This window comes from Polaribacter dokdonensis (genome assembly GCF_024362345.1).
Taxonomy (GTDB): domain Bacteria; phylum Bacteroidota; class Bacteroidia; order Flavobacteriales; family Flavobacteriaceae; genus Polaribacter; species Polaribacter dokdonensis.
In genome coordinates this window covers 1,384,104-1,397,079 of the sequence record NZ_CP101505.1, presented here as the reverse complement: position 1 = coordinate 1,397,079, position 12,976 = coordinate 1,384,104, and the positions used below count along the sequence as shown (strand labels likewise).

Here is a 12,976-nt window from a genome sequence, read left to right as displayed (position 1 = left end):
ATATGAATATTCTTATCACAGGTGCTAATGGTCAGTTAGGATCTGAAATAAACGATATAAAAGATAATTACAAAGCTCATAATCTTATTTTCAAAGGTTCATCAGCATTGGATATTTGTAATTACAATCAGTTAGAAAGTTTTCTCGTAGAAAATAATATTGAGGCTGTTATAAATTGTGCGGCATATACAGCAGTCGATAAAGCTGAAAAAGAGCAAGGTATTGCTAAAGAAGTAAATGCAATAGGTGTTTTAAATATTGTAAATGCATTAAAAAAGACTGAAGGAAAATGTATTCATATTTCCACAGATTATGTTTTCGATGGAAATAGCTTTTTACCATATCAAGAAGAGGACGAAATTAATCCTATTGGAGTGTATGGAAATACGAAAAGAGAAGGAGAATTGGCAATTTTAGATAATGATATTGATGCAATTGTCATTAGAACTTCTTGGTTATATTCTTCTTGTGGAAATAATTTCGTAAAAACTATGATGCGTTTAGGTAATGAACGAGAAGAATTAGGCGTTATTTTTGATCAAGTGGGTACACCAACCTACGCAAAAGATTTGGCAAAAACTTGTTTAGAAATTTTAACGAATAAAGAGAAAGAAAAAATTAGTAGAAATGGTAAGTTATATCATTTTTCTAATGAAGGCGTTGCCTCTTGGTTTGATTTTGCCACAGCAATTATGGATATTTCTAATACAAATTGTAATGTAAAACCAATAGAAACCAAAGATTATCCAACTTTAGCAAAACGACCTCATTTTTCAGTGTTAAATAAATCAAAAATAAAAAAAGATTTTGGCATAGAAATTCCATATTGGAGAGAGGCATTAAAGCAATGTATTTCAAAATTAAATCACAAATAAAAGTAGCATGAAAAATATATTAGTAACTGGTGGCGCAGGTTTTATAGGATCCCATTTAGTAAGACTTTTAGTCAATAAATATCCAAATTATAGCATTATCAATATGGATGTGTTAACTTACGCAGGTAATTTGGCAAATCTAAAAGATATTGAAAATAAGGAAAATTATACATTTGTTAAATGTGATATTTGTGATTTTGAAAGCGTAAAAAATATTTTTAAAAAATATAAAATTGATAATGTAATTCATTTAGCAGCAGAATCTCACGTAGATAGATCGATTAAAGATCCGTTTTCATTTGCACAAACTAATGTAATGGGAACGTTGAGTTTGTTACAAACAGCAAAATTATATTGGAATGAAAACTATGAAAACAAATTGTTTTATCATGTTTCTACAGATGAAGTCTACGGTTCTTTAGGTAAAGAAGGTTTTTTTACAGAAACTACTGCTTATGATCCACATTCGCCTTATTCAGCATCAAAAGCTTCTTCAGATCATTTTGTAAGAGCTTTCCAGGACACGTATAATCTTCCAACTTTAATTTCTAACTGTTCTAATAATTACGGATCCTATCAATTTCCAGAAAAATTAATTCCATTATTCATCAATAATATAAAAAACAACAAACCTTTACCAGTTTACGGAAAAGGAGAAAATGTTAGAGATTGGTTATTTGTTAACGATCACGCAAGAGCAATAGATGTTATTTTTCATAGCGGAAAATTAGGCGAAACTTATAATATAGGAGGTTTTAACGAATGGAAAAATATTGATTTGATAAAAGTAATCATTAAAACAGTAGATAAATATTTAGGAAGACCTGAAGGTACATCAGAAAAACTTATTACTTTTGTTACTGATAGGGCAGGTCATGACTTACGATATGCGATTGATTCAACAAAATTAAAAGATGAATTAGGTTGGGAACCATCCTTACAATTTGAAGAAGGAATTGATAAAACAGTAAAATGGTATTTAGAAAATGAAGATTGGTTACAAAATGTAACTTCTAGAGATTATTCGAAGTATTATGTTGAGATGTATAATACAAAAAAGTCATGAAAATCTCTATAATAACAGTTTGTTACAACAGTGAAAAAACTATAGAAAATACTATAGAATCGGTTATATCTCAAACATATAATAATGTAGAGTATATAGTTATAGATGGTGATTCTATAGATAATACATTAAATATTATAAAAAAACATCAATCGAGAATCGAAAAATGGATTTCAGAACCCGATAAAGGATTGTATGATGCAATGAATAAGGGTATTGCCTTAGCAACTGGAGATATTATAGGTGTTTTAAATTCTGATGATATTTTTCATTCAGAAATAGTGTTAGAGGAAATCGCAAAATTTCATCATGAAAATTCAATTGATGCATCTATTGGAAACATAGTACAAATCAACCAAAATGGAAAAATAGTTAGAAAATATTCTGCTAAAAATTGGAAACCAAATAAACTAAAAATTGGTTTTATGCCTGCCCATCCTGCAATTTTTTTTAAAAGAGAATTGTTTGATAGATTTGGTTTGTATCAATTAGATTACACAATAGGTGCCGATTATGAATTAATTACACGTTTCTTTCTTAAAAATAAAATTACTTGGAAATTTTCTTACATAACCACAACATCTATGTTAATTGGTGGTCTGAGTAGTTCTGGTTTAAGTAGTTATCGATTAATTTCTAAAGAGATAAAAAAAGCTTTAACAAGAAATAATATTCCTTTTAATTATACTAAAGTTAAATTAAGAGGTTTCTGGAAGATTGTTGGATTTTTAAATAAAGTTTAGTTTTGTATAAAAAAATGCAATTTATAACAGGTAATAAAGGTTTTGTAGGTCAAAATCTTTCTAACTATTTAAAAAAGGAAAAGAAAATTACGATTGGTATTTCTAGAAATCCAACCAAAGATGATAAGAGTTATTCAACCTTAACTTTAGAAGACTTTAATAATGCTAAAAGTTTTATTCACCTTGCCGGTAAAGCACATGATTTAAAGAATACATCAGAGGACAAAGAATATTTTGAAGTAAATACAGAATTAACTAAAACTTTGTTTGATCAATTTTTAAAAAGTGAATGTGAAGTTTTTATATATATGAGCTCTGTAAAAGCAGCAGCGGATAATGTAGAAGATCAATTAACAGAAGAAGTAATTCCAAGCCCAATAACTGCATATGGTAAATCTAAGTTAGCAGCGGAAAATTACATATTATCTAAAGAGATTCAAGAAGGTAAAAGGGTATATATATTAAGGCCATGTATGATTCATGGGCCTAATAATAAAGGGAATTTAAACCTTTTGTATAGCTTTGTGTCTAAAGGCATTCCTTATCCTTTTGGTAAATATGAAAATAAAAGATCTTTTGTTTCCGTAGAAAATTTATGTTTTATTATTAATGAGTTGATTGATAATGTTAAAATTTCATCAGGTATTTATAACATTGCTGATGATACACCTTTATCTACTGTAAACTTAGTAGAAATTATAGGTGAAATTGTAGGTAAACCTGCTGAGATTTTGAAAGTCTCTAAATTTTTAGTGAACATTTTAGCCAAAATAGGTGATATCTTACCTTTGCCAATAAATTCTGAAAAGTTACAAAAGTTAACTGAAAACTATACCGTTTCAAATACCAAAATAAAGAAAGCAATTCAAAAAGAATTACCTTTGACCACCCAAAAAGGTTTAGAAAAAACGATAGCATCATTCTAATATTTATGAAAATCTATATTTTTATTACAATCCTTTTGATCGTATTATCTTTTTTATATTTTAAATTAGCGATCAAATTTAAAATAATAGACAAGCCAAATCAAAGAAGTTCGCACACAAAAATCACAGTCAGAGGGGGAGGAATTATTTTCCCAATTTCTATTTTACTATTTTTTATTTCAAACGATTATCAATATTCTTATTTTATTTTAGGAGTTGTTTTAATTTCTATAGTAAGTTTTTTAGACGATATGTATACCTTAAGTTCTAAGGTTAGGTTTCCTTTTCAATTGCTTGCCGTTTTTTTAGTATTAGTGCAGTTGAATACCTTTTCATTACCATTTTATTTGCCAATGATCTTTCTTTTTTTAGGATTGGCTATTATAAATATGTTTAATTTTATGGATGGTGTTAATGGGATTACAGGTTTTTATAGCTTAATTGTAATAAGTTCATTTTATATTTTAAATTTAAGTGAAAATTTAATTTCAGACGATTTGTTTATTTATAGTATAATTTCAATAATAATTTTTTGTTTCTATAATTTTAGAAAAAAAGCGTTGTTCTTTGGGGGTGATATTGGAAGTATTAGTATTGGACTATTACTTTTTTTTATTGGATTATATTATACCATAAACTTTAAGTCACCTCTCTTTTTATTAACGGTAATAGTTTATGGTGCAGATGCTGGTAACACCTTAATTTATCGAAAACTATTCACAGAAGAAAGTATATTTGAACCACATCGTCATCATCTCTATCAGAAATTAGTAGACTTTAAAATTTTCTCACACCTCCAAGTATCTTTAGTTTATGGATTAATACAGCTTATTGTGAATCTGATATTATTACAATTTTATAAAACTACGCTTTTCATTCAGTGGACTTTGTTTTTTGGTTTAATTTTTTGTTTTATTTTATTTTATATTTTTAGTTTTAAAAAATTGAAACTAATAAAATCGAATTTGAGTTAATTTATTATACCTTAAAACCAATTATAAATATTGTAAATTTACCGTAGAAAAAAAAGTATATGTTACGAAGTTTCTTTCTGAAAACCTTAAATAAATATGCCTCTCGCTGGTTGGTACTTTGTATAGATGTTTTTCTAGTTTGTTTTTCTTTTATTCTCGCATATGCGATTCGTTTCAATATTAGTTTTGATTTTAATACGGATTGGTTTTTAATTCAAATCCCTGTAATTGCTTTTATAGCTTTATTAAGTTTTTTAACGGTGGGGTCTTATAAAGGAATTATTCGTCATACCGGTACGAAAGATGCGTTTAATGTATTTCTTGGTGCCACAATTATCTCATTAATCTTAGTTTTTTTTGTAACAATAAATTCTATTTTTAAATTAAGTTCGTTTACTGTACCAATTTCGATAATCGTTATTCATTATTTGGTATCTGTTTTCGTATTGATTATTAGTCGATATATTTTTAAAGCCTTTTATGACGTAATTTCTACAGAAGTAAATACTATAAAAAATGTATTGATTTATGGGGCAGGGGAAGCAGGAATAATCACCTATGGAGCATTAAATCGTGACAAAAAATACAATTATGATATTCTAGGATTTATAGATGATGATCCCAATAAAATTAATAAAAAAATTGATCGAATAAAGATTTTTGACTTTACCAAAATTAATAACAGGTTTGTAGAAACAAATGATTTAAACGAAGTCATTATTTCAACACAAAAAATACGCCCTTCGCGACTATTAGAAATTACAGATAAATTGCTAGATTTAGGAGTGGAGGTGAAAATTGTTCCTGCTCTGGTAACTTGGATAGATGGTGATTTACAAGCAAACCAAATTAAGCAAATAAATATTGATGATTTATTAGGACGTGATAAAATTGAAATCAATAATCCTATTGTTAAGAGAGATGTAGATGATAAAGTAGTTTTAGTAACTGGTGCAGCGGGTTCAATTGGTTCTGAGATTACAAGGCAACTGAGTCGTTATAACTTGCAGCATTTAGTTTTGGTTGACCAAGCAGAATCTGCTTTGTATGATTTACAACAAGAATTGCATTTAACAGGAGCAACAAAATTTTCTGCATTGGTTTCTGATGTTCGAGATAAAAAAAGGATGCGTGATATTTTTCAAAAGTATAAGCCTCAAGTTGTTTTTCATGCAGCAGCCTACAAACATGTCCCTTTAATGGAAGATAGCCCATATGAGGCTATTAAAATTAATGTATTAGGCACTAAGAAAATTGCGGATTTAGCTGTCAATTACAGGGTAGAACGTTTTGTGATGATTTCTACAGATAAAGCTGTGAACCCTACGAATGTAATGGGTGCAACGAAAAGAGTGGCAGAAATGTATATTGCCTGTTTAAGTAAGCAACAAAGTTTTACAAAATTTACAACAACTCGATTTGGAAATGTATTAGGTTCTAACGGCTCAGTAATTCCATTATTTAAAAAACAAATAGAAAATGGCGGGCCATTAACAGTAACTCATAAAGACATTACTCGTTATTTTATGACCATTCCAGAAGCTTGTCGTTTGGTGTTAGAAGCTGGGACCATGGGTAATGGAGGAGAAGTATATATTTTTGATATGGGGAAATCCGTAAAGATTTTTGATATGGCCAAACGTATGATATCATTATCGGGCTTGCGTTTTCCTGAAGATATAGATATTGAAATTACTGGTTTACGTCCTGGAGAAAAATTGTATGAAGAATTGTTAGCTAGTGGTGAAAATACTTTAAAAACGTATCATGAGAAAATAATGATTGCCAAACCACAGCCGTTTAATGATGAAGGCGTTTTAGGAGTGATTAAAAAATTATTGAAAAGTAAAAATACCTTATCAAACACTGAAATTGTGGGGTTAATTAAAACAATCGTACCTGAATACATCTCTAACAATTCTGAATTTGAAAAGTTAGATATTAATTAGTTGTATCTTCAGCAAAATTATTACTTTTGTCCAAAATTTAGAGATGAAAAAAATTACTATTCTTTTTCTATATGTACTTTTAGTAACATCATGTGTATCCAAAAAAGAAATTATCTATTTTCAGAATGATACGATAGATCAGTCTAAGGTATCGAATAGTTATAAAACAATTATTAAACCTGATGATTTATTACAAATTAATATTACCGCACAAGATTTAAATGCAGTTAAGCCTTTTAATTTGGCAGCAGTAACTTATGGAACGGCTACAAATTCAGCTATTGGTCAAGTACAACAACAGACATATTTAGTAGATACAAAAGGTGAGATAAATTTCCCTGTATTAGGAAACCTCAAAATTGGAGGACTAACAAGAGATGAGGTCATTAATTTATTGAGAACAAAACTAGATCCTGATTATATAAAAGATCCCAATATTATTATTAGAATTGCAAATTATAAAATTTCCGTATTGGGTGATGTTAGACGTCCTGGTAGTTATAATATTCCAAACGAAAGAATTACTATTTTAGATGCGGTTGCATTAGCGGGTGATTTAAATATTTCAGGTCAACGTAAGAATGTGACCATAACTCGTGAGGAAAATGGAGAAAAAAAACAATATGAGGTAGATTTGTTGTCTAAAGAAATTTTTACGTCACCTGTTTATTATTTACAACAGAATGATATTGTTTATGTTAAACCAAATTATGCGAGCATACAATCAGCATCATCTAACTCTAATACTTCATTATTCATTTCAATAACTAGCGTTTTAATTACTTTAGTGACTCTTATTACCAGATAACATGCAAGAAAATTTAAATAATGTTTTAAAAAACCAAGAAGTGGATACTATTAATATTCGAGAAGAATTGGAAAAGTACCTATCGTATTGGAGATGGTTTGTTTTAGGGGGTATTCTTGCACTAGTTATTGCTTTTTTATATCTGCGTTATAGTTCATCAACGTATACTGTTTCTTCAACAATTATGATTAAGGACAATCAGAAGTCTGGGATATCTGATGAGTTAAAAGCAGTAGCAGATTTAGGAATTGTGGGAACAGGTTCTACCAATAATACTGATAATGAAATTTTTATCATAAAATCTCGAAAAATTATTGGTAAAGTTGTTGATACTTTAAATCTACAAACTCAATATTTTACAGAAGGTCGTATTAAAAGAACTGAGGTGTATTTAAATGGGCCAATTCGAGTTAATTTTGAGAAATCAAATTCTTTCAATTTAAAAGATACTACTTTAGTGATTCAAATACTTGATGATTCTAAATTTCAATTTTCTAATATTGAAAATACTAATTCGAAAAATTATAATTTTAATCAAATTGTTCAAACTGGATTTGGTAATATTATGGTTGAGCCTAATGAAAATATTTCAGAGTTTAGTCAGGAAAAGATTTATGTTGTTTTATCGAGAAGAGATAAAGTGATTGATAGATATATTAAATATATTAATGTGAGTACTGCTGATAAGAATTCAAGTGTTATTAATCTAAGTCTAACAGATCCAGTTAAGGACAAAGCTAGAGATATCTTGAATGAGTTGGTAATACAATATAATATTGATGCGATAAGAGATAAAAATATTGTATCAGAAAAAACAAAAAACTTTATAGAAGATCGTTTGATAAGCGTGGGTAATGATTTAGCTTTAATACAAGACAATGTAAAAAATTATAAAACAAAATTTGGAATTACAGGTTTGTCTACTGAAGGTGAATTGGCCTTGGAGGAAGTATCTCGGAGCAATCAACAATTAGTGCAGATTAAAAGTCAATTGAGTTTGGCCAATTGGATTCAGAAAAAATTGAATCAACAAGCTAAGGATAATGATGTTTTACCAACAAATCTGGGCTTTAATGATGATGGTATTTCTTCAGCAATTGAAAATTACAACACATTAGTATTACAAAAAAACACTTTATTAGTTACAGCTGGTTTAAAAAACCCTCAATTGATTGAGATTCAAAATCAAATCAATTCATTGCAGCAAAATTTATTAGCGAGCTTATCGAATTTAAAGAAATCATTAGAGATTCAATTAAATCAGTTGAATGTTGAAGCTAAAAAAGTAAAGGCAAAGATTACCAATATTCCCTTGATTGAAAGAGGTATTATCGATATTGAACGACAGAAAGAGATTTACTCAGAATTGTATTCGTATTTGCTTAAGAAAAAAGAAGAAACAGCTATATCGCTTGCAGTGACTGTACCTAATGCAAAAATAATAGATTATGCTTATGGCTCAGATATACCCGTTGCGCCTAAGAAACAGATTATATACTTAGCTGCATTAGTTTTAGGTTTAATTCTACCTTTTATTGTTATTTATTTGAAAAATTTATTAGATACAAAATTGCATACTCGTAAGGATATTGAACAATTAACTACTGTCCCTTTTATTGGGGATGTACCTCATTCTGAAACGGAACAAAAAATTGTAATTGGTAACAATGCAAGAACGAGCACTGCAGAAGCATTTCGTTTGATTCGAACCAATTTAGATTTTATGCTTCCTGAAAGAAACGATGATTTAGGGAAAACTATTTTTATTACATCTACAACAAGTGGAGAAGGTAAATCATTTATATCCATAAATTTATCAGCAGCTTTGTCTCTTTCTAATAAAAAGGTGTTGTTGTTAGGTATGGATTTGCGAGCACCTAAAGTAACTGAGTATTTAGGGATCTCTGAGCGTAAAGGAATTACGAATTATATCATGAATACAGATTTAAATATAGATGATATAAAATTTACAATTCCTGAAATAAAAGGTCTTGATATTATTGCATCTGGTGTTATTCCACCAAACCCTGCTGAATTGTTATTAACAGATCGTGTAAAGCAATTGATGAATGAAGTTAAGAAAGATTATGATTATATTATTGTAGATACTGCACCTGTAAACTTGGTAACAGATACGTTACTAATTTCGAAATATTCTGATATGGTATTATATGTGTCTAGAGCTAATTATTTAGATAAGAGAATGTTAGTGGTACCTCAAAAGTTATATGAAGAAAAGAAATTACCTAATATGGCATTTGTGTTAAATGATACAGATATGAAGCGTGGTTATGGTTATGGCTATGGTTATGGCTATGGGAATGCTTATGTTGAGGAAGTGAAGAAGCCTTGGTATAAAAAGATATTTAGTTCTTAAAATGGTAATAAAAAAGGAAGCAGTTTTGCTTCCTTTTTTTATGTTTGATAATCATTATCTTATATTATGTTTAGTTATTACTTATAAAATTAGGTAAGAATATACTTTGATTGATAATGTCATTTCGATTGGAGCGTAAATGGAACAGAGAAATCTATAGTAATATAAAACTTAATTTATAGATTTCTCCACAAGGTCGAGATGATATTTGGGTAACTAATTTATTTATTGAATTTTTTATAAAAAGAGCTTTTGATATTCTTTTAAATCATCATCCCAAAAATCGTGCATTATTATTTAAAAGATGTTGAATCTTCTTTTGATTCTTTTTTGTACTTATACTTTTTAATAAATGCAGATGATTTTTATGATGTGTGTCTGTGCCTACAAAATCGTATAAATTCTCTTTTAATAAACGATCTGCAGTTTTAGTAACGCTATCTCCATATTGTGGAGTTAATGATAACAAATTCAATTGAAATAAGCAACCTGCTTTTTTTAATTTATAAAAAACTTCAAAGTTATTATGATACGAATTATAGCGTTCTGGATGGGCCAATACTGGCTTAAATCCTTTCAATTGAATTTGAAATAGGATGTCAAATAAATTTATTGGTGGACTGAAGTAAGACATTTCCACTAAAATGTATGTATCTTTTAAAGTTAAAATATCTCCTTTTTCTAAGAGTGCAGAAAATTGTTCGTCCATCATATATTCTGCTGCAGCTTCAATATTAATATCAGTAAAATTGTTGTGATGTAAGGCTTCTTTTACTTCTTGTAATTTAATTTTAATAGTTTCTGAAGAGTTAGGGTAAACATCCCCTAAAACATGAGGAGTTGTTATAAAATTTTTAATTCCATAACTAGCCATTTTTTGAATTAGTTCTATAGATTGTTGTATGTCTTTTGCTCCATCATCTATTCCTGGGAGTAAATGAGAATGAATATCTACAAAATTGGTAGGAAAAAATTCAGATAAAGGAATTAACTTCTTCTTAAAAAAAAACATAATAAATCAATTTTAAAACAAATTTACAACATTACAATGGTTCTATATCTGTTAATTTATAACGAAAACGATTGAAGTTTTTAATTGTATTGTCTACTAAAATAACTTACAATATCTTTGACGAAAATAGAGATATTATGATTTTAATTGCAGATGGTGGTTCTACAAAAGCAGATTGGATTGCTTTAGATTCTGATAAAAATGAAGTTTTTAGAGTGAGAACTTTAGGTTTAAATCCTGCTGTTGTAGAACAAGAAGAATTAAACAACAGAATCGTGAACATGTTTCAGTTAATCAATATTAAAGATGAGGTTTCTGAAATTCACTTTTATGGTGCAGGATGTGGAACACCAAAGCCATCTAAAATTTTGCAAGATGTAATGGAATCTATTTTTATCAATGCTAAAGTACATGTTGCTGAAGATATGTTAGCAGCTGTATATGCTGCATCAGGAAAAGAACCTGCTTTAGTGTGTATATTGGGTACAGGTTCTAATAGTTGTTATTTTGATGGTGAAATTGTGCACATGAAAAACCCATCATTAGGCTATGTTTTAATGGATGAAGCTAGTGGTAACTATTTTGGAAAATTATTATTAAGAGAATACTTCTATAATAAAATGCCAAAACATATGGCAGATCGATTTGAAAATGAATTTAATTTAGACCCAGATTATATTAAAAAGAATATATACAGAATGCCTAACCCTAATATGTATTTGGCTTCTTTTGCAAAGTTTATGTTTGAATTTAAAGAAGAGAAATATATCAAAAAAATAATTAAAAGAGGCTTTCAAGAATTTTTTAAATATCGAGTTTTACCATTCGAAAAAGATGCCTCAACTCCTTTATATTTTATAGGTTCAATAGCTCATTATTTCAGAGAAATTTTAGAAAAAGTTGCAAGTAAAAATAATTTAAAAATAACAGGTGTTATTCAAAGACCCATTGATAATTTGCTAGAATATCACAAAAATAATATTATTTAAAAATTTCTAAAATACGCTCTAAACGCATACCTCTAGATCCTTTTATCAATATAGATGAACTGATTGGTTTATTTCTTTGTAAGAATAATTTAAAATCATCAAAGGTTTTAAATAGTTCAGCATTTGATTTTGTGCTATAGAAATGTTCGCCTACAAAATAACAACTATCAAAATTCATATTTAGCGTCATTTTAATAATATGTTGATGTTCGTGTAAACTATCATCACCTAATTCAAACATATCTCCTAAAATCACAATTTTTTTAGTTGCTTTTAAAGAATTAAAATTTTCGAGAGCAACCTCCATACTAGATGGATTTGCATTATAAGCATCTAGAATGATAAGATTAGAATTTTGTTTTATAATTTGAGATCTATTATTTGTTGATTCGTATTGTTCAATAGCATTCTTTATTTGCTCTTCATCAACTTTAAAATAATCACCTATAGTTATAGCAATTCCAATGTTTGTAAAATTGTAAGATCCAATTAAATTGCTTTGAATAGCATTATTTTTGTAAGCTATTTTTACAAATGGATTACTCTCTATAAATGAAATACTTTCTTCAAATGGAATCCTTTTAATATTTTTAGTTTTTTGAGTCTGAATTGTATCTTCTGGATTTATAAATGCAATTTTATCATTTTGTTCTAAAAAAGTATACAACTCACTTTTACCCTTAATTACACCTTCAATTCCTCCAAAACCCTCTAAATGTGCTTTTCCAAAATTGGTAATATATCCATAATCAGGTTCACAAATACTACTTAAAAATTCAATTTCTTTTTGATGATTAGCACCCATTTCTACTATACCCATTTCAGTTTCTAAAGGCATAGAAAGTAGTGTTAATGGAACACCTATATGATTGTTAAGGTTGCCTTTGGTTGCAGAAGTTTTATATTTTTGAGAAAGTACAGCATAAATTAACTCTTTTGTGGTTGTTTTACCATTGCTACCTGTTAAACCTATAATTTTTGCTTTTAATTGTTTACGATGATAATTAGCTAATTGTTGTAGTGTTTTTAAAACATTATCAACTAAGATGATATTAGCTTTAGTTTGATATACGAACTCATCTACAATTGCATAGTTTGCTCCTAATTTTAGCGCTTCTTCTGCATAAGTATTTCCATTAAAATTATCGCCTTTAAGTGCGAAAAACATTGTATTCTTACGAATATTTCTAGTATCTGTATCTACTAAAAAATGTTCTGCATAAAGGGCGTAAAGCTTTTCTATTTCCATAAATTAAA

The 12,976-nt window shown here is 28.3% G+C and carries 11 protein-coding genes; 9 read left to right on the top strand and 2 right to left on the bottom strand.

The window, feature by feature from the left end:
- Positions 1–2 precede the first annotated feature (2 nt).
- From rfbD to LPB302_RS06225, 8 genes are read left to right on the top strand one after another with little or no spacing between them, the layout of a single operon-like run.
- Complete coding sequence (gene rfbD, locus LPB302_RS06260) at positions 3–875, top strand: dTDP-4-dehydrorhamnose reductase (protein WP_053972930.1); 873 nt, start codon at positions 3–5, stop codon at positions 873–875.
- Between the two features lie 7 nt (positions 876–882).
- Complete coding sequence (gene rfbB / locus LPB302_RS06255; RefSeq protein ID WP_053972929.1) at positions 883–1,941, top strand: dTDP-glucose 4,6-dehydratase; 1,059 nt, start codon at positions 883–885, stop codon at positions 1,939–1,941.
- Positions 1,938–2,684 carry a glycosyltransferase family 2 protein gene (locus tag LPB302_RS06250; protein ID WP_053972928.1) on the top strand — a complete coding sequence of 249 codons (747 nt, stop codon included), beginning with the start codon at positions 1,938–1,940 and terminating at the stop codon, positions 2,682–2,684. The genes rfbB and LPB302_RS06250 overlap by 4 nt, the downstream gene beginning before the upstream one ends.
- 14 nt (positions 2,685–2,698) lie before the next feature.
- A complete protein-coding gene (locus LPB302_RS06245) occupies positions 2,699–3,610 on the top strand; it encodes an NAD-dependent epimerase/dehydratase family protein (protein WP_143032732.1) in 912 nt (303 codons plus the stop codon).
- A 5-nt stretch (positions 3,611–3,615) separates the two neighbouring features.
- Positions 3,616–4,584 (top strand): MraY family glycosyltransferase, encoded by a 969-nt coding sequence (locus tag LPB302_RS06240; protein ID WP_074613582.1) that lies wholly within the window; start codon positions 3,616–3,618, stop codon positions 4,582–4,584.
- 59 nt (positions 4,585–4,643) lie between these two features.
- On the top strand, positions 4,644–6,533 hold the full coding sequence (locus LPB302_RS06235) for a polysaccharide biosynthesis protein (RefSeq protein ID WP_053972925.1): 1,890 nt from the start codon (positions 4,644–4,646) through the stop codon (positions 6,531–6,533).
- A 43-nt stretch (positions 6,534–6,576) separates the two neighbouring features.
- Entirely contained in the window at positions 6,577–7,341 is a 765-nt protein-coding gene (locus LPB302_RS06230) for a polysaccharide biosynthesis/export family protein (protein ID WP_053972924.1), read from the top strand.
- A gap of 1 nt (position 7,342) precedes the next feature.
- Positions 7,343–9,718: a GumC family protein gene (locus tag LPB302_RS06225; protein ID WP_053972923.1), complete on the top strand. Its 2,376-nt coding sequence runs from the start codon at positions 7,343–7,345 to the stop codon at positions 9,716–9,718.
- 271 nt (positions 9,719–9,989) lie between these two features.
- Here the strand turns inward: LPB302_RS06225 and LPB302_RS06220 are convergent, their stop codons facing one another.
- Positions 9,990–10,730 (bottom strand): tyrosine-protein phosphatase, encoded by a 741-nt coding sequence (locus LPB302_RS06220; RefSeq protein ID WP_053972922.1) that lies wholly within the window; start codon positions 10,728–10,730, stop codon positions 9,990–9,992.
- Between the two features lie 137 nt (positions 10,731–10,867).
- Here LPB302_RS06220 and LPB302_RS06215 point away from each other — a divergent pair, with 137 nt between their 5' ends.
- Complete coding sequence (locus tag LPB302_RS06215; RefSeq protein ID WP_053972921.1) at positions 10,868–11,719, top strand: N-acetylglucosamine kinase; 852 nt, start codon at positions 10,868–10,870, stop codon at positions 11,717–11,719.
- On the opposite strand, the gene LPB302_RS06210 is transcribed toward LPB302_RS06215, so the two are convergent.
- Complete coding sequence (locus tag LPB302_RS06210) at positions 11,712–12,968, bottom strand: UDP-N-acetylmuramoyl-tripeptide--D-alanyl-D-alanine ligase (protein ID WP_053972920.1); 1,257 nt, start codon at positions 12,966–12,968, stop codon at positions 11,712–11,714. The genes LPB302_RS06215 and LPB302_RS06210 overlap by 8 nt on opposite strands.
- Between the last annotated feature and the right edge of the window lie 8 nt (positions 12,969–12,976).